Origin of the sequence: Flavivirga rizhaonensis (genome assembly GCF_004791695.1) — a bacterium.
Lineage (GTDB): Bacteria > Bacteroidota > Bacteroidia > Flavobacteriales > Flavobacteriaceae > Flavivirga > Flavivirga rizhaonensis.
The window spans coordinates 34,963-60,937 of record NZ_SRSO01000007.1 but is presented as its reverse complement, the minus strand read 5'-3'; the positions used below and the strand labels follow the sequence as shown (position 1 = coordinate 60,937).

Here is a 25,975-nt window from a genome sequence, read left to right as displayed (position 1 = left end):
GAACAAACCAGGGAGAAATCTATGACCCTTATGCCTTCTGTGTATAGGACTATGTTTTTGTTGGCCTTTCGTTGCCGTTTTTGAATGTGTCCCCCATAGACAGTAGGCTCTAATCTACGAGTATGGCTGACTATGGAATATCTTGGATTAACAGAAAAATTACACAACGAACTTGACCAAATACAAGTTGAAACTCCCAATGTCAATAAAAGGGCATTCCGTTCTATTATAGTATGCCGTGAGAATCTTTCATTGCTCAGAAAAAAAATGATGGAAAAAGGATTTGACAGCCCAAAAGAAGAAATACGCTTTTTTAGGAACATTAAGCCTATCCCACTCTCACAACTGATTTATCATACTGAAATCCATAATTTTGAGTTATCCTTTCCTGAAAACTGCATAGAAGTTCAACGAAAATATATCAAGAAACACCTTGACAATTACAACGCTTTCTTCCTGCGGAATATGGATTTTGGACAATACATCGAATTAGGTTGTACTCATTTCGATTCGTATTATTTCACTAGAAAATCCAACGCCGAACTGCCTGTAGGAGCCTCTAGAATTTATGTTCAAGACCCTGAGTTCAATACCCCAAAAGACGCTCTATTTGCACAGTTCAAGGGGTATGGCTTGATGGTGCTTTATTTAAAGGAAAGATTGTCCAACTTGTCCAAAGGGGATGAAAAATCTTTTCCCAGAAGAAATTTTAACCTAAAATGTGCTGCATCAAAAACGGATATCATCGAACTAACCTATGCACTGATTGCATCCGGTGCAATACAGGGCGACATTAAAGAACTGGTCAAAGCCTTTGAATTGATTTTCAATATAGACTTGGGAGATTTTTATAGAACGTTTATTGCAATACGCGATAGGGCTATCGACCCTGCTAAGTTTCTGAACCTCTTAAAATCGGCACTTTTAAAAAGAATGGAAGAAGTCGATAATTGAATTTCCATAAACCTTTCAAATGTTAAAAAAACAACCAAGTTGGTATCAACTTGGGTTTTGGTTTTTATGCGTTGAAAAAAATCATTTTCTATAAAAAATCGCGTATTTAAGTTGTCAAACGGTAACAAGTTAAGGCAATTCAAATGATGTTAAATTTTCTACCAACTTGGTTTCACCTTGTGAACAAAATCCATCAATCCGCTTCAACTTTGTAGAACGAAAGTCAAATCCCTGTAAAGCCGTCATTTAAAAATGATAACCTTGGCGGCTTTACTTTTTAAATCGTCTTACAATGGCAGCAACAATTATCACTACTGAAGACCTTCGGGAGTTCAAAATGGAACTGCTCGATGATATCAAAGAACTACTCAACAATCAATCTGGTCATATTTCCAAAAGGTGGCTAAAATCCCCCGAAATAAGGAAGCTTTTGGGAATCTCCCCTGGCACACTTCAAAACCTAAGAATTAATGGCACCTTGCCCTATACAAAAGTCGGGGGTGTACTCTATTACGATTATGAAGAGATAATGAAAGTGATGGAAGAGAACAAGATTCATAACAAATTCTAGTTTGGTTTTGGAACAAATCAATTACATCAAACACTTGAATGCTGTCTTTTTGCATTTCTCAAAGGACGGTCGTTTAAACCCCACTCATATCAGTTTGTATGTGGCATTATTCCAGTTGTGGAATAACTATCATTTTCCTAACGATTTTTATATCAATCGAGATGAAGTTATGCAGCTCTCCAAGATTGGTTCAAAAACTACCTACCATCGCTGCATCAAAGAGCTGCACCATTGGAAATATTTGCTGTATGCACCTTCTCATAATCCATTTCACGGCAGTAAAATCAAGATGTTCCATTTTGGGACAAGTGATGGACAAGTTCTGTACCCAAGCCCTACCAATATCGGTACAAGCAATGAACAAGCAGTGGTATCTATAAACAAACCTATACAAACTATAAAAAACAATACAAACGATACTAAACTTGACCAGCCAAAAAATGAAAGTGAAGTCGTTGATTTTTTCTCAAAAGAAAATTGGCCAGAATTGGAGGCCAAAAAATTTTACAATCACTACCAGGGCATCGGTTGGAAAGTAGGCGGCAAAACAAAAATTGTCGATTGGCATGCCACAGCTCGCAACTGGATGTTAAAAGCGGACGAGCTCAAAGAAGAAAAAACAGTGGTCGCGGTCAGCCAGAATACGGACAACCTAAAGACAAGTACTAACAAAAACTACCACGAGCCCTTATGAATACTCATAAGCCACATATCATCATTGAGGGAAGCGTACAATATGCATTGGGCAAACTACAAGGAAATCAAATCTCATATGACTTTGATAAAATCCTGATTTATCTCAATGCCAAGGGTAAGCTACTATTCGGCAAGAAGTTCAGGATTTTTGAGGAAGACCGAGAAATTTTGTTCAAACTTTGTAATTACTACATCAAGGACAAAGCCAATTGTAAAAAATTCAATATTGACGTCAATAAAGGTATTTTACTTTCTGGTCCCGTTGGGTGTGGCAAGACAAGCTTGATGAAATTGCTGCGTCATATTGTACCCCACCAAAAACACTATGAGGTCATCCCCTCTCGAAACATTGCCTTTGCCTTTAACAACATTGGCTACAAAATCATCGAGGATTATGGTGATAAAAAATTTTATTGCTTTGATGATTTGGGCATAGAACCAACTGGACGACACTTTGGAAAGGATTGTAACGTCTTGGGAGAAATACTGCTTTCCCGTTACGATTTGTTTTTAAATCATAACATCCTGACACACGCTACTACCAACCTTAATGCGAAGGAATTGGAGGAACGTTATGGCAATCGTGTCCGTTCCCGGATGCGACAACTTTTTAATTTAGTTGCATTTGATTCTAAAGCTAGAGATAAAAGAGCGTGAATCTAATTTTGGTTTTCTTCCTCCAAATGAAGCAACTCGTGAATCATATCGTTTTCATCCAAATACTCGGCCAACCATTCTTGACGAGAAAGCCAGTTAATGTATTCCCTATCAGATTCCCAAACATCTTCAACGAATTGACCTTTATATTTACCAAAGCTAAATTTTGTTCCCGAATCTTGCTGGTCTAACTCATTTTTGAATAATTTACGGTAAGCATCCAATAGACCTTCTTCCCTGCATCTATAATATAGCCATTGTTTTTTATAGCCTTTGTATTGTCTTCTTTTTTCAAGGTATTTTACTTTGTCAATATCAGATAAACCTAGGTATGAATTTCGTTTGGTTTTAGGTCGAAATAACCAACCAAAGGTCATCCCTATGATATTCTGAAAGACGTTTAAAAGAAAAATTGCTAATACTTTCATCTTAATATGTGTTAGAGTTTGTAATGCTCTAATTAGATGTAATTTACAAAAAAAAACAGTTTTTGAAACAGTAACTTTTAAATATTATTGACGTTAAAAACAGAAGATAGGTTACAAACAGACAGTTACAATAGCACTCAACAAACCGTGATAATTTATCTCATTTTTCGATTACATCATTTGGAATTTTATTAACTTTCGATTTTTCAAATCGAACGGCAATGAATCGTATTAAAGAGGTATTGGAAGAACAAGGAAGAAGTCAAAAGTGGTTGTCTATTCAAATTGGTAAAAGTTACAACATGGTTAATGCTTATGCCCAAAACAGACAACAACCTAGATTAGAAACCTTGAAAGACATAGCTAGTACACTTGATGTTGACGTTAAAGATTTAATTATAAGTACAAAACCATGAATCCTTAGCATAAATGAATGAGGAACTAAAATTTCCAAATAATTGGGTTAAAGTCACATTGAATGATATCTGTTTGACATCTAGTGGGGGTACACCCAACAGAAAAAATAGCTCTTTCTATAATGGAGACATACCGTGGGTAAAATCTGGAGAATTAAATTATAATGTTATTTTAAAATCAGAAGAAGTAATTAGTGAAGAGGCTCTTAAAAAATCTAGCGCAAAAATATTTCCTAAAGGAACTTTATTAATTGCTCTGTATGGAGCAACCGTTGGTCGATTAGCATTTCTGGGCATAAATGCTGCAACCAACCAAGCTGTTGCTTCCATTATGTGTTTTGCTGGAATGCCCAATAGATTTTTGTATTACTATTTATTGCATAAAAAGGAGGAACTATTGCAGAAAAGAGTTGGTGGAGCTCAACGCAATATCAGCCAAAGAATACTTAATAATCTAAAAATACCTCTACCCCCTCTTGCTGAACAAAAGCGTATTGTATCTTTTGTGGATGAGCTATTTAGTGATTTGGATAAAGGAGAGGAGAGCTTAAAGTTAGCTCAAAACCAGTTGAAAGTGTATCGCCAAACATTATTGAAAATTGCCTTTGAAGGTAAGCTAAGTAAACAATGGCGAAAAAATAATAGCCCCGATGAAGCAGATAAACTTCTGAAAGTTATTAAAAAAGAGCGTAAAAATTGTTATGAGCAGGAACTCAGGGAGTGGAATAGAGCACTAGATAATTGGAAAAAAATTAGAGGGACCGGAAAGAAACCAAAGAAGCCAAAAGTACTTAGAATTCAATCTGAAATAGATAACCATGAAAATCTTACTGATTTACCATCACAATGGAAATGGATAAAGGTAGGTGAATTTGAAAAGCATATCGGAAGTGGTTCAACACCTAAGGGAGGAAAAAATGTTTACTTAGATAAAGGCATCCCGCTTATAAGAAGCATGAATATTTATCCTAATAAACTTGTTTTAGATGGTCTTACATTCATTGATAGGAAAACTCATGAAAAAATGGAAAGGAGTCAACTTAAGGAAAAAGATGTTCTCCTGAACATTACTGGAGCTTCAATTGGTCGATGTACATATTTACCCCAAGGATTTGGTGAAAGCAATGTTAACCAGCATGTATGTATTATTAGATCATTCACGGATATGATAGATTATAAATACTTATGCCAATACCTTAATTCCCCCATAGCGCAAAGAATCATTCAAATGATAAATTCCGGTGCAACAAGAGAAGCCTTAACCTTCGAGCAAATAAGAAATTTTCCATTTCCTTTAAGCACAAGGGAAGAACAAAAAGTGATTGTAAATGAATTGGAATCCAATTTTTTCATCATTAACAATTTAGAGCGAACAATCCAATTAAGCATCCAACAATCAGAAGCTCTTCGACAAAGTATATTAAAAAAGGCTTTTGCAGGAAAATTAGTGTCCGAAAACTCTAGCGATGAAACCGCTATTGAATTTCTGAATCGTATCAAATCGGAAAAGAGGGAATATATACAATTACAAAATGAAGAAAAGAAAAAAAAGCCTAAAAAACATATAGCAATGAGTAAAAAACTAAGCATAGAGGATGTTCTAAAATCTTCAGATGAGCCAATGCTAGCAGTAAATGTGTGGCAAGCCAGTAAGCACAAAGATAATATCGAGGAGTTTTATGCAGAACTAAAGAAAATCCAGAAAAACATCAAAGAAGTAAAAAAAGGAACAGAAGCACTTTTAACTCTCATAGCATGAGAATTGACAAGGTTCACATAAAAACTCAATTCAAAAATCTTAGAGATTTTAAAATTGATATTGATGAAAATGCATGGGAAACAGTCTTGTTGGGTCTCAATGCCACAGGTAAATCTAATTTCCTTGAGGCCTTAGTAGTAATTTTCCGCGATTTGGATTTGATTTATAATGCTAAGTCAAAAAAAACACATTTCAAACTTCAGCCCTTTAACTATTATATCAAATACGAGTGTCGCAGTAACAATATCGAAATTACATTAGAAGATAACAAGTATAAGTTTAAAGTTAATGGTGAATCTATTGGATTTGAATTCACTAAAAATATAGACCATTACCTCCCAAAACATGTTTTTATCTATTATTCTGGCATAAGTGATAGATTAAATGAATTATACATTCCTCATCAGCGAAAATATTATGATGAGATAATAAAGCCATCTGCCAAACGAGGACAATTTGATACGATAAGAAAAATTTTTCTTGCCCAAAATGTACATGCAAGTTTTGCATTAATAGCTTTTTACATGTTCAAAGATCAAGAGGAAGAAACCGTAAAATTCCTTAGAGATGAATTGAATATAGAAGATTTTGGCTCTGCTTTATTTATGTTAAAGGAGCCTGATTGGGCAAGAGGTAGAAAATCAAATCGTTCAGCATCTAATTTGTGGGGAGCAACAGGTCTTGTAAGGAGGTTTTTAGATGATCTCTTACTTTTTTCATTTGCTCCAATTGAACATCAATCGAGAGTTGATGTAACCTATAAGCAATCTATTACGCAAAGCCATCTCTATCTGTTTTTAAAGGATCGGGCTACTTTTCAAGATTTAGTTGAAATTAAATATAAAAACAAAATAGAACTTTTCAACGCTTTGGAAAGTATTTATATTTCTGATTTGCTTTATGATGTCCGGATAAAAGTTCGGAAAAAAAATGTAAATGGAGAATTGGCAATGGCAGAGCTTAGTGAAGGAGAAAAGCAGTTTCTCACTGTTCTCGGACTATTAAAATTTACTAAGGATGAGGAATCCCTTATTCTACTTGATGAGCCGGATACTCACCTTAATCCAATGTGGAAATGGAAGTTTCTGGATTATCTAGATAAAGTTGTTAAACGTAAGGAAAATACTCAAATTATATTTTGCTCTCATGACCCCCTTGTGATTGGTAACCTGAAAAAGAATCAAGTGCAGATATTTAAAAAGAATGATAATGGAAAAACTGAGGCGTTTAATCCTTATGTAAGCCCAAGAGAGATGAGTGTTTCCAAAATACTTACTAGCGAATTATTTGGCATCCCTTCTCTAATGAGTAAAAAGCTTGAAGATCTTTTAAATCAAAAGAGGTTTCTTCAAGCTAAATTAATTCAAGGTGAACTTAGCGATACAGAAAAACATGAATTTGAAAGGTTAAAAAATTACTTTGACAGAATTGGGTTTAATGAAGATACTGCAGATAGTAGATATAATCAATTCTTGCGTCTGACAAGCGAAAATAAAGCTTTTACAAAGAGGAAATATACCAAAGAAGAGACTGAAGAACTCGATCGCATTGCAAAAGAAGTTCTGGATGAAATCCTAAAAGAAGAACCGGAAGAATGAGGTATATAGATATTAGTAAAATTGAAAATACTGTTGAACAGTTAAATTGGGGTGCCATCAGACAGGCCCATTTTAAAGCTATGGATGGATTATCCGTAGCAGACAGAAAAAAATATATTACCGAGCATCCTGATTGGAACCAGTTACAACCTGCCATGCTAGGCCTCTCCCATAATAAATGTTGGTACTCAGAAGCACCTATAGGCAATGGCGATATGGAGGTTGACCATTTTAGGCCAAAAAATAAATCGAAACAAAAAATTGACTATACCGATCCGAAAAGTAAATCTACTGTTCATAAAGAAAATGGATATTGGTGGTTATCATATGATTGGGATAACTATAGATTGTCCGGAGCATTAGCTAACAAGCTTAGAAGAGATCGTTTGGGAGATTGTGACGATGTAAAAGGAAAGGGCGATTATTTTCCTTTGGATCTTAATGTAGGAAGAATAGCAAATGATGAAGAAAATATTGCTTGTGAGGAAACCATTTTATTGGACCCAACTAATCCTGTTGATGTTTGCTTATTAACTTTTGACAAAGGTATTCCTGTACCTGCGACAAATGATGGCGACGATATTGAAAGGGTTAAACAATCTATATTTTATTACCATCTTGATTTAGACCAACTAAATACTGCAAGAAAAATTGTTTGGGATGATTGCGTTGAACAGCTAAAAGATGCCAAAGAATCAATTGACAACTCACAAACTTCTGCTGAAAAGAAGTTAATGATGAAGAAGTGTTTTAGAGAAATTAGAAAATTAGTCGATTCGGAACGGAGAGCATATACTAGTACTGCAAAAGCTTGTCTAATGGTTTATTCAGAATTGAGCGGTTTTCCGTGGCTAAAAGATTTAGTAAGAACATTGTAGTATTGTGGAACTAAAAAAAATAAAACCATATCATATTCAAAAGGCTTCTGAGCTTATAGATAACCAGGGTATTCCAAAAGATAGTATCTGGAGCCAATATTATGTTTTGATAGATGGGAAGGAGTACCCTTTTAAACATTTGCTCAGAACAGCTTACAATCTAATTTCTAACGATAAACTTAAATTCTTATCTAATGATTCTAATCGCGACTATATAAAAAAATTAGGTTTTGAATTCACTTATTATGAAGGGGGTTACAATTTTTTTACCAAGCAAGAACTAGAATTTTATAGCTCTATTGTCAATACTGATTATAGAACTTCTAACCCGAAACATAAGTATTATGGGCAAAAATTGTATCCTGTTATTGCAAAAGCTAAATATTGGGCTGAGCAACTTTTAATCGATGACTTTAAATTAAAGCAGGATGGAAATTGGTTAAATGGTCATGTCGCTAGAATAAAACCTTATTTCTGGCCAAGAATATATACTGATGTAGATAAGGACGTTTTTTTTAATGTAGAAGTTAATGGATCTGAGAAATTCATTAGTTACAAATTAGATGGTTATTTTGAAACTACAAAAGCGCTCCCTGAACATAAAATAAAACTCCTTCAAGAGTATAAGGATTTAATTGATTGGGAGTGGCCAAAAATTTTATTCGATACTCTAGATGACTACAACTGGGAGCGATTATTGTCCGAGAGTCGCGAATACGTACAACGATATTTGCCACATCACAATCATCTAAAAAAAATCCTTTCTAAGGAGACCAAAATAGCAAGAATTACATGGAATACAAATCAATGGGTTAAGCCGTCAGGTTTGTTGGGAAAATCTATTAACCCAAGTTTTGAAAAGGAGAATGGTTTTGGACATGAAGAGTGGATTTTCGATGGAGATAAAATTATCAATGGCTTTAAATACGCTTTTTTGGAACCTATACATAAATTCAGATCAAAATATGAGGGTAAAATTTTTGATATTTCCCTTTATAGCCGTGATGGTAAATCAGGGAAGAATTATTGGGTTACAACCTTAAAAGATGTTGAAGTTATTAATAAAAATCAAGCAGATGAAGTGTTAAGGCATTACAAAAGAGAAGGTTGGTTCGATGAGATGAAACAAGACCTTTATAACCTTAGTTTGAACTCTCAACAATTGGATGAGTGGGTAAAAGAAGACTCTTCGCAACTCTTTAATATCAGGTTTGACGCTTTACAAATAAATCAAGTTCCAAATCTGTTGACTCCCGTTTTGGACCCAAAGGATGTTCCTTCAAGCCGGTATACCTTAATGGATATACCTATAACAATTCAACAGAAATATGAAAAACAAATAAAAACAGGTTTTTCATTTGATGATACTGGAAGTGAAGATGCAGATTTAGATACTAATGGAACACGAAAAGGTACTAAGAACGAAATTGAGCTTATATTCAAACACAACGTTCTTCAAAAAAAATTCCTTAAATACCTTCAACATAAGTATGGAAAATCGTTCGTTAAACGAGAATGTAGAGCATCAGGAGCTTCTCGAATAGACATAACACAGAGAACTAAGGATGGTGGTTATATTTTTTATGAAATAAAAACATACAACAACCTACGTTCTTCCATTAGGGAAGGTGTAGGGCAGTTATTAGAGTATTGTCTTTATCCTAACGTTAAGGAGGCAGAAAAAGTAGTTCTAGTATCTCATGTTTCTCCGTCTGAGGAACTTATAACATACTTTAACCATATTAAGAAATTTATAAATATACCCTTTTCATATATTCATTTTGACACAGAAAAAGGGGAAATAATATCAGAAATATAAACTTATGGCAACAAACAATTTAGTAGCGAAAATATGGTCATTCTGTGATACTCTCAGAGACGATGGATTGGGTTATGGAGATTATTTAGAACAATTGACGTATCTATTGTTTCTTAAAATGGCTGACGAAAATAAGAGTGAGTATAGTTTGCCAAAAGGATGTGATTGGCAATCAATTTTAAGTAGCACTCAAATAATTGAGGATTATGAGGCACTTTTAAAAAACCTATCAACTTCAGGAGGAATGCTCAGTAAGATATTCGCTGGAGCTCAAAATAAAATACACGATTCCGTTAAATTAAAACGGTTAATTAATCTTATCGATGGGGAAAACTGGACATCACAAGATGTTGATATAAAAGGAGAAATCTATGAGTCCCTTCTTCAGAAAAATGCCGAAAATAGTGGTGCTGGTCAATATTTTACTCCACGTTCAGTTATTTCAGCTATGGTTGATTGTGTAAAACCTACTCCTTTGGAGACAATTGCTGATCCTTCTTGCGGTACAGGAGGCTTCTTTTTAGGAGCTTTAGAGTATTTAAACAAACAAAAATTAAGCTCTAAAGAAGCGAAGTTTTTAAAATTCGAAACGTTTCATGGTTGGGAAATTGAGAAATCCACCGCTCGTCTTTGCCTTATGAATCTATTTCTTCACGGTGTAGGAGACTTAAAAGAAACTCCAGAGATAGAAGTTACAGATAGCTTAAAACAAGGGGATGAAGGAGAAATTAATGATGAAGAAAAAGTAGATGTTGTTTTGGCAAATCCTCCCTTTGGTGTTAGCAGTAGTGATATTCCAACTGTGGATGTAGAGCAATCAAAAAAAGAAGGTTATTTTTTGAGAAAAGATTTCTGGGTAACTACAAGTAATAAACAACTAGCATTTTTACAACACATTGTGGCTATGCTAAATACTAATGGACGTGCAGCGGTAGTTTTGCCCGACAATGTTTTATTCGAAGGAGGGGCAGGAGAAGTTATTCGTAAGAGATTAATGGAAGAAACAGAATTACACACAGTTCTAAGATTGCCAACAGGAATCTTTTATGCTCAAGGAGTTAAGGCGAATGTTTTATTTTTTGACAAAAGAGACAAAGTAAAAACTCCTGCAACCAAGGAAATATGGTATTATGATTATAGAACTAATATTAGCCATACTCCTAAAAAAAATCCTTTAAAGTATGATGACCTTAAAAAATTCATAGAACTATATAAACCTGATAATCGCACGAAAAGAGAAGAAACTTGGTCTGAAGAAAATCAAGAAGGTCGTTGGAAAAAGTACTCTTATAATGAAATTTTAGCAAGAGATAAAACTAGCTTGGATGTTTCTTGGTTACGTAATGAGAACATGATTGATTTAGAAAATCTACCAGAGCCAAATGTATTGGCTCAAGAGATTATCGAAAATATTGAAGGTGCTTTAGAAAGCTTTAAAGCGGTTGCATTGAAAATTGATGATTAGCCATGTTTAAACTTAATAAACGTTTTAAATTTCTTTAAAAAATTTGATATATCTAATAAAGTCTTTTAGAACAGCCAAAGTAATCTCCTTCAGAACTTTTACGGTTTGTTGAAAAAATTCTTTCATAATCAATTATCTAAATAGTTATACAATCCCATTAAAATGGCTAATGCCATTGCCCTAATATTTTTAGGCTTTAAAAAATAATCCGCCTCATCGGCGTTGGTAACAAAGCCTATTTCAATAAGTATTGCCGGACGAAATTTGATATTCTCCCGCAGCACTTGAAAATTGGCAAATTGAATCCTCCATTTTTTAAATCCCAATTTCAGGGTGCTTTCTTCCAAAATGGATAATCCGAGTACAATGGATTTTTTAATATCCATCTGGTCAGCGTTAGTGGCATTATGTATGTAAACATCCATTCCCTTTGAAGAAGTGGTAGAAGCGTTGCAATGCAACGATATAAATAGGTCGGCTTTTAGGGTATTAGCCAATCGGTTTCTATCTTTTAATGAAATCAAAGTATCACCATATCGGCTCAGGTATATATCACTTCTATTATCAAACAGCGCATTATTCAAAAACAAAATTTGGTGGGCCACTTTTAAAACAACTTCCTTTTCCTTGATTCCGTTTTTACCAATTGCACCAGTATCTTTTCCACCGTGTCCAGGGTCGATAACAATCACTTTTTGCTGACCAAAAATCACACAGATTTGTAGCATCAAAATCGCAAAACTGACGTTTTTGAGCGGTGCCCACCTCCAAGATTTTGCAGTTATCAACATAGGTATCTCAAATTTTCATACAATTTGATGCCAATTCACACCAAATAAAAACAATTGATTTCAAAATTTATTTTATTCACAAATAACTGATTATCAGTTATTTGAATTACAATATACAGTATTTTTCAAATATCAAAATTGATGTAAAATCTTAATCTTTTTGGGTATGAAAAAATCACATTATGTAACCATCTTATCATTGCTTATTTCAAGTTCAACTTTTGCACAAATTGGAGGTATCGAAGATTCCGTAAACGATGTTTCGGATACCATTCGTGCCATTTTTCCAATCATTCTTGGGGTCATCTTTTTAATAGGCTTCCTCTTTAATGCAGGACATTTCTTTGGTGAAAACGCAGACCTGAAAAAGGGCATCACACGAGTATTGGTCTTTGTTTTGATAGCCGGAGCTGTGGTAGGCATCTTTACCTATCTCATTAGCATCGTAGTCTGAGCCCCTAAGAGGCATTTTAAACAACAAATGATGCTTATGAAAAAGTTCGAAGTCTATAAAAACATACGTAAGCGAGCTGTGATAATGGGCTTGCCCATATCATTGTTCGCTTTGATGATGACCGTAGTCATAGGTTCATTATTGTTCATCATTTTTTCGTTCAGCTTTGCTGTCATCGTTTCCACATTTTTATTGAACGGGGGACTGTATATCGTCTTGACCCACATTACCAAGAATCCAGCCTTAATGCACATCAATAAGGTATTCCCACAAACTATCAGTAATAAAAAAGGAAGTCGCTTGTATTATGAAGAAGATTAACCTATCGGCATATCATCCTATTTTGGACATCCAAGAACATAATGTTTTTGCTAATAATGGTAATGTAGTAATATGTTATGCTGCGGACAATCCTGAAATCTATTCACTAGCGGAAAAAGATTTTGAGGATATTCACGGTTCGTGGTTTCAGGCTTTTAAATCACTGCCTGTCGGTACAGTCATCCATAAACAGGACATTTATCGGAAGGCGGCATACTTAGCTGAAGAATTGCCGAATACAAGTTTTTTGCAACGTGCCACACACGATTATTTTAAAGGACGGGAATACATCAAACACTCTTCTTACCTATTCTTTATCCTTCCACATAACAAGGCATTGAATGCCTCTAAGTATACTAATCCGTTTCGTAAGGTTGAAAAGGGCATCCATAAGAAAATGGACCATAATGTACTGGAATTTATTGCCTCAGTAAACGATGCCGTTTCCTTTGTCAATAACAGCCGAAAGGTGTCGTTGATGCCATTGGCTCCTTCTGATATCCTCACGCTTACGGATACATATTTTAATGGTTTTAACGAAGGTTTCGATACCGATATCCAATTGAAAAAATCGAACATTGAAATCGGGGAAAATCATTTTGACGTGCTGGCCATCAATAGTGAGCTTTGTTTTGGCGATGTAGTACAAAGCAGTAAGACCAATGATAAATTCACTTCGGACGATTTTGTGTTCCATCAGGGATTTATTGACGGATTGGGGCTCAACCTTAATGAAAACCATATTGTCAACCAAATCATCTATTTGGATGATAAGCATAAATGGCGAAAGCTGCTCGATAAGAAAATCGAGGAACTTAAAAAGAGTTCCAATTTCGGGACACAGAACAAAGTCATCTTAAAGAAGATTGAAGAAATTGTTGCCAAAATTAATGAGGACGACAGTTCACGGATTATTCGGGGGCATATTAATATCATCTTTTGGAGCAAAGATGGCCAAGAACTTGAACGAATCGCTTCCAAAATAAAAACCGAATTCAAAGAACTGGATATTGTTCCCTACTATCCGAAAGGCGAAGAACGGAAGCATTATTTTTTGAACAGTTACTGTTGCTTTACTTCCAATTTTTCTAACGAGGATTTATACGTAACCGATTTAAAGCACGCCCTATGCCTGTTCATCAATAACAGCAATTATAAATCGGATACAACGGGCATCATCTTTAATGACAGGCAACATAACATTCCTGTTTTGAAGGATGTTTGGGACGAAAAAAAGAAACGCATCAAGGCTCGGAACTTTGCCATTTTTGCACCTACTGGCGAAGGGAAATCGTTTTTAGCAAACAACATTCTACGCCAATATTTTGAAAGTGGTGTACGATTGGTCGTCATTGATTTGGGTGGCTCGTATGCCAAATTTGCCAAACTCTATCCCAACGACCATATCATTCTACGCTATGAACAAGGGAAGAATTTGGGTATCAACCCTTTCTATATTTCCAATGCAGATGATTTGACACCGGAGCGGTTGGAAGATTTGGGTATTTTCATACTAGAACTGCTCGCATCCGGAAAAGAAACGACCAAAGCCGAAGAAGTAGCCATCAAAAAAGTGCTTCGGTACTACTATCAGCAGAATGTTGATGGTACGCATTCACTGGTCAGTTTATATCAGTTTGTCGATGCTGAAAAAGATACACTTTTAAAAGAGCTTCACATACAAGAGCAGCATTTCAACCTCTATGATTTTTTGCATATTCTCTCTGAATATGTGGATGATGGTCTGTACAGTTTCCTATTCAACGTAAGTGAAGACCAAACCTATAAAATCGAGGACAAAAGGCTAATTGTTTTTGAGCTTGATGAAGTCAAGGACAACAAGGAAATGCTATCAGTAATGTTGAAGCTCATCAAGTCGGCAATCCAAAGAACAATCTGGCGTAACAAAGCTGAAAGGGGAATTATCCTATTCGATGAGTTTGCCAAACAGCTTAAATTCGGAAATGTACTGGAAAGTGTGGAATTCTATTACCAGGCCATTAGAAAACAGAACGGAGCGATAGGCATCATTTTACAATCCATCAACCAACTGCCCAATAATTCCACTTCGGCCAGTATTCTTGAAAATACACAGGTCATTTACAGCCTACGAAATGAAAAAGGCTATGCAGAATTGAAAAGTAGATTGAACCTTTCCAGTCACGATTTAAACCAGTTAAAATCCATCCGTAACAACCTTACTGGAACACGAAAATATACCGAGATGTTCATCAAAATCGGAAAAGAAAGCAACATTTTCCGATTGGAAGTACCCCCAGAGGTCTTTGCAGCTTATCTGACCGATGGACGTGAAAGCGAAGCTATAATGGCCATTTATGACAAAACAAACAATATGGAGGAAGCCATCAAAATATTTATTAAGCAGTCATAGACTGCATTTAGTATTAACATTTAAAACTTTAAAAAAATGAAACGCAAAATCAAAATCTTAGGTATAGCATTGACCTTGGCTTTATTAATGCCTGCAGGCGCTGCCTGCCAGGGGATGCCCGTGTATGATAACACAAACTTTATCTCTTTTATGAAATCCTTGGTCGAATCCGCCAAACAGACCAGTAACCTAATGCAGACCGTCAAATTCTTGAAACAGCAAAAAGAGAACATCGATAAGGTCAATAATGTTATTAAACAACTAAAAGCAGTCAGGGAACTAGCAAGAAACAATCAACGCCTGTATGAAGTTGTGCAAAGTGATTTAAGGCAAATTTTGAATTCACCTTTTATCAAGCCAGATGAAGTTACCCGCATTTCAGATTCCTTTGATGCCATCCTTGAGAATTCTATCGCAGGTATGGAATACATAGACCAAATATTGTCCAGCGATAATTTGAAAATGACGGATGCAGAACGCGCAGAAGTGCTTAAGGAGCAAGAATTACAATCTAAAGAAATGGTATCGGAAATCGAGGCAAAGACCAGACGTTATCGTGAGATTATTGCCTTTCGTGAAATGCAGCACAAAATCAATAACAGGGAGACCAATTACTAATGGCAGGGATTTTTTTAGGCATAGGACTGGAATATGTGGACACTGTTTTTCAAACGATTAAAAACAGTGACTTCTCCCAATATACCATTGGGGGAATGAAAGCTCTTGCGGTATTGTTCTTTCTTGTAAACATCCTAAAAAAATACAACGAAGGCGTGGCCAATAACGAGGGTTATACCTGGGGATTGACCCCCACTGAACTCGCTAAAAACTTTGCCATAGTTATATTGGTCATTTTCTCTACACAAGTATTGGGTGTTTTCGATTCCATTTTGGTGGCCATCGAGACCCAATACCGGGACACGGCACCCGCACTCCTCCCGTTACAGATGCAAGACATTGACATAGAACAGGATGTGGGTGCTTGGGATGCCGCCAAAAAAGCTTGGGCATTGCTCTATGAAGCTTTGGTCACTCCATTATACGGACTAAAGATATTATCCTTCATCATCGGTGTATTTCTGTGGTTGTTGGATTTATTTATCTATCCCTTATTCTTAGCGGAACGCTACTTTTTATTGGGCATTATGCAGGCCTTTTTTCCTTTGGTCATTAGTCTGGCCGTTTTTGAAAAGTTCAGGTCAATGGCTTACAATTTCTTTAAGCTCTACGCAGGGGTCTATATGCTGGTACCCGCCTTCTTTCTGGTCAATGTGTTCGTCAATAACCTCTATACAGAAATCAATACTAATTTTTGGAGCGACCTGTTTGGAACAGATTGGGGTAGCAATTTTTTTGCACCACTTCTACAATTAGGGTCAATTGGATTTATCGTATTCCTAAAGTTCAAATTATATAGTAGGGCAACCTCTTTCACCTTCAGGCTCTTTGCAGGATAATAAATCAAGAATCAATTAAATGAAAACACCTTATAGAAATATTTACAATGTTCTGAAACTAAATCGATTTATCGTATTAGCAGTCATTATCGGAGCAGTTTTAACGTGTACTATTTCTGTGATTATGGTCATAAAACTACATAAGGAAACAGTAAACAATGCTTTTGTTGTCAATACCGACGGAAGCGTTATTCCTTTGAAATTAGTTTCCCAGCAAGAAAATTTAAAAGTAGAAGCATTGGCACACCTGGAACTTTTTCACACCTATTTCTATAACATCGATGCCAGCAATTACGAGAAGAACTTAGAAAAGGCTCTGTGGTTGGGCAATAGTTCCGTTGATGCCCTGTACCGTCAGAAAAAGGCCGATGGGGTCTACAACCGTTTGTTACAATACTCTCTGGTTCAGAAAGTATTGGGTATGGAATCAAAAGTCGATATACAAAATGAACCTTATAGGTTTGAAACGAAAACCATTTTTGAAATCAACCGAGGGTCGGTAACCGACACTTATGAGTTAAAGACAACAGGCAATCTTATAAAGGTTGATAGAAACTTTCCAAAGAATACCCACGGTCTTTTGATTACCAACTTTTTTGAAAACACTTTAAAGAAAATCAATGATGAAAATTGAAAAAAACAAAATAGTCTTTTCCATTGTACTGCTTTGCATACTCCTTTTTATAGGTGGTTATGCAATGTTGGTATTGGGCGAAGACGAAAAACCAACAATTGAGAACAACCAGATTCCTGTACCGGAACTGGAGGACGACCAAAAGGAATACGAATCCAAATTGGATGCACTAAATGATTTAAAGGAAGTCAGGGAAACCAATGCTCCAAGTATTTATGATGAACGCCTGTTGGACTCCACAGGCGTATATGACCCAGATTTATTGGACAAGAAAAAAATGCGGATGGTAGATAGCATCTACCAACAAGGACAAATCCGTTATTCCGAGAAAACATATGAAAATATCAATCCAAGATACAGGCCTTCAAAGTCAGCTAAAGCGGTTACAAAAGATACAACGACCGCTATTAAAGAAAAGGAAACGGATGTTGCAACTAAGGAACGAGCCTTAGAACATCAACTCTTTTTTGCTTCACATCCCATTGAGAATGAAGATTTGAATTCAAAAAACACAGATGATTTCATTTATGTGCGTGTGGATGGAAGCCAAACCGTGAAGAATAATCACCGTATACAGATGCGATTGCTAAAGGATGCTAATGTCTATGGACAGCACTATTCTAAGAACACATCTATCTACGGATTTGTCAGTTTTAAGCCCAACCGGACAATAATTGCCATTGAAAATATTGACCATCGTCCAGTTAAACTGACAGCTTATGATTTTCAGGATGGCAGCGAAGGCATTTACGTGGAAAACAGTTTTCGGGCGGAAGTCACTAATGAAATCGTTGGTGATATGGTAGAAGATATAAATATTGCCGGCGTACCACAGGTAAGCGGTTTCAAAAGGATTTTCCAACGCAACCAAAGAAATGTAAAGGTTACGATAACCGATAATTACAAACTCATATTGAAAATTCCTAAAATCAAATACCAATGAAAACATATTTCACATTAATACTATTGACTTGTTCGATGTCAATAGTAGCACAGCAACCCCTTGACACCATTTATGCCAATGACCAGAAAAACGTGGCCTTATTTTTTCCCAACCCGATACGTCAAGGCATCACTGGAGCTTCCCACTTTGTATTTACTTACAATCGTGAAAAAGAGCAGTACTTTGGATTGTTACAGGCAAAGCCAGGAACGGAAAGCAACTTACTAACTGTTACTAATGATGGCAAGGTATATTCCTATATTTTGAAGTATTCTAACCATCTTCCAGAACTGAACTATTTTATCAATGAAAATGAATGTATCGGGAACGAAAGACCCACTATAAAATCAGTAGAAGAAAAAAAGACAATTCCTGATTCCTATGAAAACAGAAAACCATATATTCAAAGAGCCAGTGCGTATTTGCTAAAATCAAGTTTCAAACTTATCGCCACTAAATGTAAAAATGGTATCAAATTGCAACTGCAAAAAATGGCCTATGATACTTCAGAAGTTTATCTGGTCATAGAAGTCAAAAACAAGTCCGGAATCAATTTTGAAATAGACTATCTCAACGTGTATAGAACCAACGGAAACAAGAAACGGAAAGCTTCTTATCAACGCTTGTTGCAGGAGGTTATATACAAACATAAAATGCCTGATGTCATTATAAATGGGCAATCCCAACGCTTTATTTATGTGCTTCCTAAGTTTGTTTTAGGAGATAATGAAAAGTTGATGTTGGAGTTGAAGGAACTAAAAGGGAGCAGAAAAGTGATTTTGGAGACTATGCTTTAAAGCGATTTCTGTTATCTTATTTTGTGATAATAAAAGTATATTTGTTACAGATATAACAAGTTACTAACGGGTTGAAAAAAAAATCGAACTATAGTAAATGACATTGCCTGAAATAAATAATATAGTAGAAATATGTATAGCACTTGACATTGCTATTATAGGTATTGCATATCCCATAATAATCGACAAGATATCAAATATTGGTACTAAATATTCATCTGATTATTTGTCTGAGTTATTCGAGGATGAATTTCCTCAAAAGAAACTAGGATTCAAAATTTTTGGTAAAAAATACTCATACTTTATATTATTCCTCTACTTAACTATTATTTCATTTATACCTCAAATATTTAAGTTTCAACCGTTATATGATTGGGATAAGTTTTGGCTTATTAGAAATTCTGCTGATTTATTAGTGTTTATATTTTCTCTAATATTAGTGGTTTTGTTTTTTATGTGGCTAGACAAAGTATCAATCTATAATCATAAATCAACTAGGCTTCTAAACTATTTGATAAAAAAACATCATCAAATAACAGCTAAAGAAGATGGGAATTATCATTTAAAAACAATAAACGAATTTGGTTACTATGCCATTAAAAGTCAAGATGTTCATATTCAAAAAACCTTAGTGAATTTCTACTTTGAAGAATTCTCTAAATCCAAAAAAGCACAAAAAGCACAAAAAGATGGAAAACCTTTAGTCTTCGAATCTGACCTTTACCAATTCATTTACAATATCATATCCGAATTAGTTGAAAATGATAAAAATAAATTGAGAGCCTTGGAGCATAGAGCTGTTAGCGGTGTATGGATATTAGGAGAAGGTTTTAGTGCTGTTAAAATATCTCAAGAGTCTTATACATGGCTTTGGCGAAATCTTAATTTAATAGCAGAAAAAACGGATTTTATAAAAATGTACTGGTCGAGAGCATCACAACATTATGACACTAAACTAAAACCAATAAGTGGTAATAATTACGACTTAGAAAGTAGAACTTTTGATAATCAAGATGATATAGAAAATAGAGAAAAAGAAAGACGGGATTTTTTGGAATTTAATTATGCTTTCGGCGGCTTATTAATGTTTAAGCAAAATTATTCTGCTATTAAATACCTATTTAATCACTCTTCAAGCCTACCACCAAATTACGTCTTACTTCCATCTAGTATGACTGAAATATTTACTGTATTGCATCTATTTTCCGACAACAACTATCTTTTAGAAAATAATATCGAGTTTAAATATCCATTTTCAGGTCTCGATGATTACTGGGGTCAAAACATTCGTGAATTTATAAATAGTTACATAGCCCTTTTATTTATTAGAGAATATTCACTAACACGAATTTATACTTTTCAAGATTTTACATCACAACCGCATTTACCAGATAATAATACGGAGTTAAATTATTGGCTAAAGAATGTTTTGTTATTTGAAAAGACTGTTGAAAAAGTGTCTAAAAATGGCGAATTAATTGAGTTGTTAAATTATTCGGGCATAATAGAGAAAAACAATAACGAGAACATCTTTCCACATTTCTTTGAGGAACTCAAACAACGAATTGAAGACAAAATCGAGAATAATGAAATTAATGTTGACTTGCACGCACCAAAAGTTGAGAAATTTACAGAACAAACTGATTTAATTATAAATCAGGCTCTCAATAAATACAAAATAATAGATAATGCTAATGATTTATCAAGTGAAGATGACGTGACTAAATTTGGCGTGAATGGATTACATACACTTTATCCTAAGGTAGCTTTTACAGAGGATGATTCTCATTTAGACTATGATACTTTCTTGGCAAACTCTGTTGTAACTAACCAAATAGACTATTTCATTCCTAATTCATTTCTTACAGCACGGACTAAACGTTACTTATTTAAAGAACAGGAGTTAAAATCTGCAATTAAAAAACTAAAACTTAATGACCAATACATCATAGTTGCTATTAATCCTTCTTATGGCAAATTAGAATTACTTGATGACTATAAACAATTTGTCATCAAAATTCATTCAACTAATAACAGAGTAAGAGATACATTTTTCATCTTAAAAAAGTCTGATTTACCAACAATTAAGAATATTGAATTCGGCGATGACGAAATAGCATTGAATAAATTAACGACTAGAGGTAACAGTATATACACTTCTGTACTAGATTTAAACTTAGCTGAGAATGATTCAATTCGTGAAAGATGGCTAGATAAAGAAACTGAAAGTGATTTAAGAAAAAAAGTAGTCCTTACAATTGCTTTCAAAACGGTCATAATTTGGAAAAACATAAGAAATGTAGTCCAAATAAATATCTTTTCACCTTATAGCGAACAAGGCATATTAAATAATCTAAATGACATTGAACCATTGGAATGAAACCAGCAGGTAACAACGTGTCCTATTAAAACCTAATCCAGTCCTCTAAAATAAAAATATATTAGCATAGGTTTATTCCTTCCTATCCTTTTTAAAACCAATTCGTTCCCTGTTCTGTTGTTCAACCTGTACTTTGTCTTTTTGGAGCAAATAATTTAAAGCTTGGTAAATGTCTTTGAACTTGACATTCATTTCCTTTTCAAGTAGGGCAATATGTTCTTTAAGGTTGCCATAATCGGTAAGATGCTGCCGTAGTGCTACAAAAGCGCGCATAATGGATATATTCACGTCAATCGCCTTGTCGCTATTGAGTACGCTAGAAAGCATAGCCACGCCTTGTTCTGTAAAGGCAAAAGGAGTGGTCGGACTAAATTTTATGTTCTCTGGAAGGTTGTCACAATTTGTGATAACCTCTTTCCAAACTTCCTTTGAAAGCTGAAACATGAAGTCTTCCGGAAATCGTTTTAGGTTACGTCTTACGGCTTGTTTAAGTACTCTGGTTTCCACTTCATAAAGTTCCGCGAGGTCAAAATCAAGCATTACTTTGTTACCTTGAATATGGTGTATTTTGGTTTTAATAATTGTTAGTTCCATTGTCTTTGTTTTTTGGATATAGTATCACAATTTGTGATATCAAATTCTTTTTTTTGTTTAACGTAGTTTGTAATGAATTCTACTTTTTTGACTTCTTTATATAATTTTCAAATGACTGTAAGCCGTATCCGTATATTCTAAACCCTTTTTGGAATTAGCTTTCAGCTTTGCCCTTAATTGCATCATATCCTTACTGATTTTCTTTTCAATGACCCTGGCATATTTTTGGGTCGTCGATAATTTGGTATGGCCCAACAATTTTGAGACTGTTTCGATAGGGACATCGTTTAAAAGTGCGACGGTAGTTGCAAACGTATGTCTTGCCACGTGAAAGGTCAGGTTCTTTTCAATATTACACAGCTTAGCTATTTTCTTGAGGTATTGGTTAACCTTTTGGTCGCTGAATACCCGTAAAAGCGAATAGTTGTTTTCAATTGACGGATAACTAGCATATTTTTCAAGAATCGCTTTTGCTTCATCCAACAATGGCAACTTTACGGGAGTATTAGATTTTTGACGTCTGACCATAATCCATTGCTCACCATCAATTCCGTTCATAATATCCTTATTGTTCAAATTTTTCACTTCTATGTAACAGAGTCCAGTATAGCATGAGAAAACGAATACATCCCTGACCAAACACATACTTTCGTTTGTTATGGAAAGTGTAGCCATCGCATCAAGCTCGAATTGCTCTAAAAATGGACAATCGAATTCTTCATACTTCAGTTCATACAATGCAAACGGATTTGCCTTAATCCAACCATGCTTAAAGGCGAGTGTCGTAAATTTTTGTAAGCGCTCCAAATGCTTCATAATACCATTGTTGTTCAATGGTTGGGATTTACATAGTGGAGGGCAAGTGCGGAGGTAATTTTCGAATTTGACTATAAATGAATAATCTATTAACGCCAATTGGATATCGTCCGACTTGAATTCCTTTTTGATAAAACGGACTATATATTTTTCGGTTGCGCCATAGTTTTTTATGGTACCCGGAGCTAGTTTTCCCGATTCCTCCTTCCTATGGTATTGAATAACGTCCCTGAATGTTAAAATCGCCTTATCCTTACCTAAGTACCGTTGCTTTATAGCTAGTGCGGTAATTGACCTACCTTCATCCTTGAGCTGTTTATAGGCCTTTTTGATTCCAGAATTTATATTATCCAGAATTTCATTGATGTACTTTGCATTCTTTGTCCTAATCTTTGCACGGCAGGCAATAGCGCACCAATGTTCCTCCAAAATAGATTCTTTGGCACTTACATCAATAGGGATACTGTCTATCCAAATCCGGGCATATATGGGAATGGTCCCATCTTTTTTGATTGAGGTCTTCTTCAACCAAAAATGGACATTGAAGGTGTGTGAAGTTGTCATTACTTTCGTTTTTGATTATTAAATCAGTTAAACGAAAGCCAAATCGCCTCGAAAGTCAAATACGGGCTGTGAACTGTAAATTTAGGAATTTATTTCCTAAAAAACAGGACACGAAATAGGACACTAAGAGATTTGCTCTCAAATGGAAACAAAAAAAACCAGTAAAAATGTATTTTACTGGTTTTCATTTATTTGCGTATTAAAAATTTAATTTTAATACCCTATTTGTCGGGGTGGCAGGATTCGAACCTGCGACCTCCGCGTCCCAAACGCGGCGCGATAACCGGGCTACGCTACACCCCGAATTGGTTATCTATTTGCGGAGAGACTGGGATTCGAACCCAGGGTACCTATTTCTAGGTACGACGATTTAGCAAACCGCTCCTTTCGGCCACTCAGGCACCTCTCCTTTCTAATATTAAGAACATTGCAATAAAATTGCGGTTGCAAATGTACTAGATACTTAGATATAACGCAACTATTTTATTTACTTTTTTATAATTTTTATTCGGGATATTCAATACGTAAATGGTAAATATTTGCAAGCTTGTATTTTAGCACTTTTTTAATAGATTCAATCTCCTTAAACGTAATATTTGCATTTAGAAATTGACCTTCTTCAATTTGTTTATTTATTATACTTTCAACAAAAGCATCGATCTTTGTTGACGTAGGATCTTTTAAACTCTTAGAAGCTGCCTCTATACTATCACACATCATTAATATAGCAGTTTCCTTACTAAATGGTTTTGGTCCAGGATAAGAAAAATCTAACTTATCAACCTCTTTAAAATCCTTTTTTTCTTGCATATAAAAGTAATAAACAATACTAGTGCCATGATGTGTCCGAATAAAATCTATAACTCTGTCTGGTAAATTATTTTTTCTAGCTATCTCAATACCATTTATAACATGATCTGTAATTATTCGGGCACTCTCTCTTGATGATAATTCATCATGTGGATTAATTCCTGTAGATTGATTTTCGGTAAAATAAGTTGGATTTTCCATTTTACCTATATCATGATACAAAGCCCCTACCCTTACCAACATAGCATTTGCGCCAATTTCATTTGCGGATGCTTCAGCTAGGTTTGCAACATTTAAAGAATGATGAAATGTTCCTGGCGCTTTATCGGATAACTCTTTAAGTAATTTAGAATTAGTATCAGACAGCTCCAAAAGAGATACATCTGAAACCAAACCAAACAGTTTTTCATAAGCATATATCAAAGGCTGCACAAACAAAGTTGCTAACCCACTCAAGATAAACCACATAAATGTTTCCCACTTTATAGTTTTCACACTTCCTTCATGAATTACAAAAAACGCAAAATAAGCTATAATATAAATAAGTGTTATTTGCCCTACCGAAATAAACAAATTTGCTCTTTTATATAGCTCAGAAACAGTTAGTATTGTTACAATTCCTGCAATAATTTGAAGAAACATGTATTCATAGCTATTAGGCACAATAAACCCTATTAATAATACTGTAAGCACATGCGCAAACAACCCCAATCTAGCATCAAAAAAAGCTTTAAATACTAAAGGTAAAATACAAATAGGGACAACATAAATATATTTTGAATCATAATTTACAACCAAAGTCGTTATAAATATTACTAAAGAAACATTAAAGAAAATGAAAGTAACTTTTGTATTATTTTCAAATACACGCATTCTATATTTTCGCAAGAATAAAAGTAACATCAATAAAGCTAAAGCCACCAATAATGTGTAAGCAAATAGCACCCATATATAATTAGATTCATTCCAGACCTGCGATTCATACTCAGATTGTAATGATTTTAAAACCTGATATTTTTCACCATCAATAACTTCTCCTTTTGAAACTATTAAAGTTTCTTTTTCAATACTTCCTCTGGCATAAGCTATTTTTCCAATTTCTTCTTGTAATACTTTGTCTGTAAACGACTTATTGAATGTTAAATTAGGTTCTATTAAATCAAAAAACAAAGAAGTAAATTCTGTTTTGTAATGCATTAATTCATATTTATTTAATACATTATCTATTACTTTTGAGACAGCATCTGGTTTAATTAAATTGGAAAAGAATCCATCTTGTTTTTTAACTCTTCCATCAAGTATGACTATAGCCTTTTCATCTGGAAAATTATAGTTTTCACTTAAAATTCCAAATAAGTACAAGTTTGAAATAATAACTTCTCCTGCATTGTATAATTTTCTATATGCACCTCTAGAAATAGAGTCAGAAAACACGTTATTAAACTGATTTTTATATGAAGCTTTTACTTTGGCCTCAATGGTATTATCTAGGTTAAAATATAAGATTGATTTTTTTACCAACTCATCTTTTTCAGAAGCTATTTCTGCATCCATTTTTATAATAGCAAAATCAAAAGGGGCATATAAATTTTCCGATTGCCAAGGTTTCCCTTTTTCAAAATCATATTTAAACTTCCCTCCTTTAGGAAACAAATAAACAATTAAAAAAGTAGTCGCTATAAATAACAGTCCCTTGTAAATTAAGGAGTGGTTTTTATATAATTTATTTATAAAATCTTTCATCAAAACGCGTAATGGTTTCAAATGTAATAAAATTATAA

24 protein-coding genes and 2 tRNA genes are annotated in these 25,975 nt (G+C 34.6%); 18 read left to right on the top strand and 8 right to left on the bottom strand.

Translation table 11 applies throughout. The features are described 5' to 3' along the window. Positions 1 to 132 precede the first annotated feature (132 nt). The 4 genes from EM932_RS06680 (at position 133) to EM932_RS06665 (ending at position 2,878) form a co-directional block, all read left to right on the top strand. Entirely contained in the window at positions 133 to 954 is an 822-nt protein-coding gene (locus EM932_RS06680; RefSeq protein ID WP_135876407.1) for an RteC domain-containing protein, read from the top strand. A 292-nt stretch (positions 955 to 1,246) separates the two neighbouring features. After that, on the top strand, positions 1,247 to 1,525 hold the full coding sequence (locus EM932_RS06675; RefSeq protein ID WP_135876406.1) for a helix-turn-helix domain-containing protein: 279 nt from the start codon (positions 1,247 to 1,249) through the stop codon (positions 1,523 to 1,525). A 7-nt stretch (positions 1,526 to 1,532) separates the two neighbouring features. Beyond that, entirely contained in the window at positions 1,533 to 2,219 is a 687-nt protein-coding gene (locus tag EM932_RS06670) for a hypothetical protein (RefSeq protein ID WP_211344262.1), read from the top strand. Next, the gene (locus EM932_RS06665) at positions 2,216 to 2,878 is read left to right on the top strand and encodes an ATPase (protein WP_135876405.1); all 663 of its coding nucleotides are present in this window, start codon (positions 2,216 to 2,218) and stop codon (positions 2,876 to 2,878) included. Before EM932_RS06670 ends, EM932_RS06665 begins: the two co-directional genes overlap by 4 nt. A 2-nt stretch (positions 2,879 to 2,880) precedes the next feature. On the opposite strand, the gene EM932_RS06660 is transcribed toward EM932_RS06665, so the two are convergent. Continuing rightward, entirely contained in the window at positions 2,881 to 3,306 is a 426-nt protein-coding gene (locus EM932_RS06660; RefSeq protein WP_135876404.1) for an exodeoxyribonuclease X C-terminal domain-containing protein, read from the bottom strand. Positions 3,307 to 3,527: 221 nt separating this feature from the next. Here EM932_RS06660 and EM932_RS06655 point away from each other — a divergent pair, with 221 nt between their 5' ends. From EM932_RS06655 to EM932_RS06630, 6 genes are read left to right on the top strand one after another with little or no spacing between them, the layout of a single operon-like run. Continuing rightward, positions 3,528 to 3,722 carry a helix-turn-helix transcriptional regulator gene (locus EM932_RS06655; protein ID WP_135876403.1) on the top strand — a complete coding sequence of 65 codons (195 nt, stop codon included), beginning with the start codon at positions 3,528 to 3,530 and terminating at the stop codon, positions 3,720 to 3,722. A 13-nt stretch (positions 3,723 to 3,735) separates the two neighbouring features. After that, positions 3,736 to 5,481: a restriction endonuclease subunit S gene (locus EM932_RS06650; RefSeq protein ID WP_135876402.1), complete on the top strand. Its 1,746-nt coding sequence runs from the start codon at positions 3,736 to 3,738 to the stop codon at positions 5,479 to 5,481. Next, the gene (locus EM932_RS06645; RefSeq protein WP_135876401.1) at positions 5,478 to 7,079 is read left to right on the top strand and encodes an ATP-binding protein; all 1,602 of its coding nucleotides are present in this window, start codon (positions 5,478 to 5,480) and stop codon (positions 7,077 to 7,079) included. Before EM932_RS06650 ends, EM932_RS06645 begins: the two co-directional genes overlap by 4 nt. Then, positions 7,076 to 7,957, top strand: a complete 882-nt coding sequence (locus EM932_RS06640; protein WP_135876400.1) for a hypothetical protein — start codon at positions 7,076 to 7,078, stop codon at positions 7,955 to 7,957. Before EM932_RS06645 ends, EM932_RS06640 begins: the two co-directional genes overlap by 4 nt. Before the next feature lie 4 nt (positions 7,958 to 7,961). Further along, the gene (locus EM932_RS06635; protein ID WP_135876399.1) at positions 7,962 to 9,776 is read left to right on the top strand and encodes a hypothetical protein; all 1,815 of its coding nucleotides are present in this window, start codon (positions 7,962 to 7,964) and stop codon (positions 9,774 to 9,776) included. Positions 9,777 to 9,780: 4 nt separating this feature from the next. Continuing rightward, positions 9,781 to 11,241, top strand: coding sequence for a type I restriction-modification system subunit M (locus EM932_RS06630; RefSeq protein ID WP_135876398.1), 1,461 nt, complete (start codon positions 9,781 to 9,783; stop codon positions 11,239 to 11,241). Positions 11,242 to 11,369: 128 nt separating this feature from the next. Here the strand turns inward: EM932_RS06630 and EM932_RS06625 are convergent, their stop codons facing one another. Beyond that, a complete protein-coding gene (locus tag EM932_RS06625; protein WP_135876397.1) occupies positions 11,370 to 12,032 on the bottom strand; it encodes an N-acetylmuramoyl-L-alanine amidase family protein in 663 nt (220 codons plus the stop codon). A gap of 166 nt (positions 12,033 to 12,198) precedes the next feature. Here EM932_RS06625 and EM932_RS06620 point away from each other — a divergent pair, with 166 nt between their 5' ends. Continuing rightward, complete coding sequence (locus EM932_RS06620; protein WP_135876396.1) at positions 12,199 to 12,486, top strand: hypothetical protein; 288 nt, start codon at positions 12,199 to 12,201, stop codon at positions 12,484 to 12,486. A gap of 53 nt (positions 12,487 to 12,539) precedes the next feature. On the opposite strand, the gene EM932_RS21310 is transcribed toward EM932_RS06620, so the two are convergent. Then, entirely contained in the window at positions 12,540 to 12,662 is a 123-nt protein-coding gene (locus EM932_RS21310; protein ID WP_262709943.1) for a hypothetical protein, read from the bottom strand. A 131-nt stretch (positions 12,663 to 12,793) separates the two neighbouring features. Here EM932_RS21310 and EM932_RS06610 point away from each other — a divergent pair, with 131 nt between their 5' ends. From EM932_RS06610 to EM932_RS06580, 7 genes are all read left to right on the top strand, one after another. Continuing rightward, a complete protein-coding gene (locus EM932_RS06610; RefSeq protein ID WP_135876394.1) occupies positions 12,794 to 15,199 on the top strand; it encodes a TraG family conjugative transposon ATPase in 2,406 nt (801 codons plus the stop codon). A gap of 36 nt (positions 15,200 to 15,235) precedes the next feature. Further along, positions 15,236 to 15,817 carry a conjugal transfer protein gene (locus EM932_RS06605; protein ID WP_135876393.1) on the top strand — a complete coding sequence of 194 codons (582 nt, stop codon included), beginning with the start codon at positions 15,236 to 15,238 and terminating at the stop codon, positions 15,815 to 15,817. Continuing rightward, the gene (locus EM932_RS06600) at positions 15,817 to 16,656 is read left to right on the top strand and encodes a hypothetical protein (RefSeq protein WP_135876392.1); all 840 of its coding nucleotides are present in this window, start codon (positions 15,817 to 15,819) and stop codon (positions 16,654 to 16,656) included. Before EM932_RS06605 ends, EM932_RS06600 begins: the two co-directional genes overlap by 1 nt. 19 nt (positions 16,657 to 16,675) lie before the next feature. Further along, positions 16,676 to 17,290, top strand: a complete 615-nt coding sequence (locus EM932_RS06595) for a conjugal transfer protein TraK (protein ID WP_135876391.1) — start codon at positions 16,676 to 16,678, stop codon at positions 17,288 to 17,290. Next, positions 17,277 to 18,233, top strand: coding sequence for a conjugative transposon protein TraM (gene traM / locus EM932_RS06590; protein ID WP_317129358.1), 957 nt, complete (start codon positions 17,277 to 17,279; stop codon positions 18,231 to 18,233). Before EM932_RS06595 ends, traM begins: the two co-directional genes overlap by 14 nt. Then, positions 18,230 to 19,030, top strand: coding sequence for a DUF4138 domain-containing protein (locus tag EM932_RS06585; protein ID WP_135876390.1), 801 nt, complete (start codon positions 18,230 to 18,232; stop codon positions 19,028 to 19,030). The genes traM and EM932_RS06585 overlap by 4 nt, the downstream gene beginning before the upstream one ends. A 97-nt stretch (positions 19,031 to 19,127) precedes the next feature. Next, positions 19,128 to 21,410, top strand: a complete 2,283-nt coding sequence (locus tag EM932_RS06580; RefSeq protein ID WP_135876389.1) for a hypothetical protein — start codon at positions 19,128 to 19,130, stop codon at positions 21,408 to 21,410. A 72-nt stretch (positions 21,411 to 21,482) separates the two neighbouring features. On the opposite strand, the gene EM932_RS06575 is transcribed toward EM932_RS06580, so the two are convergent. The 5 genes from EM932_RS06575 to EM932_RS06555 all read right to left on the bottom strand — a co-directional run bounded on the left by EM932_RS06575 (position 21,483) and on the right by EM932_RS06555 (position 25,937). Then, positions 21,483 to 22,004: an ORF6N domain-containing protein gene (locus EM932_RS06575; RefSeq protein ID WP_135876388.1), complete on the bottom strand. Its 522-nt coding sequence runs from the start codon at positions 22,002 to 22,004 to the stop codon at positions 21,483 to 21,485. Between the two features lie 96 nt (positions 22,005 to 22,100). After that, positions 22,101 to 23,384, bottom strand: a complete 1,284-nt coding sequence (locus tag EM932_RS06570; protein ID WP_135876387.1) for a site-specific integrase — start codon at positions 23,382 to 23,384, stop codon at positions 22,101 to 22,103. A gap of 228 nt (positions 23,385 to 23,612) precedes the next feature. Next, a tRNA-Pro gene (locus EM932_RS06565) sits at positions 23,613 to 23,687 on the bottom strand. Positions 23,688 to 23,704: 17 nt separating this feature from the next. Beyond that, positions 23,705 to 23,793 (bottom strand) — tRNA-Ser (locus EM932_RS06560). Positions 23,794 to 23,888: 95 nt separating this feature from the next. Continuing rightward, positions 23,889 to 25,937, bottom strand: a complete 2,049-nt coding sequence (locus EM932_RS06555; protein ID WP_135876386.1) for an HD family phosphohydrolase — start codon at positions 25,935 to 25,937, stop codon at positions 23,889 to 23,891. Positions 25,938 to 25,975: the final 38 nt, after the last annotated feature.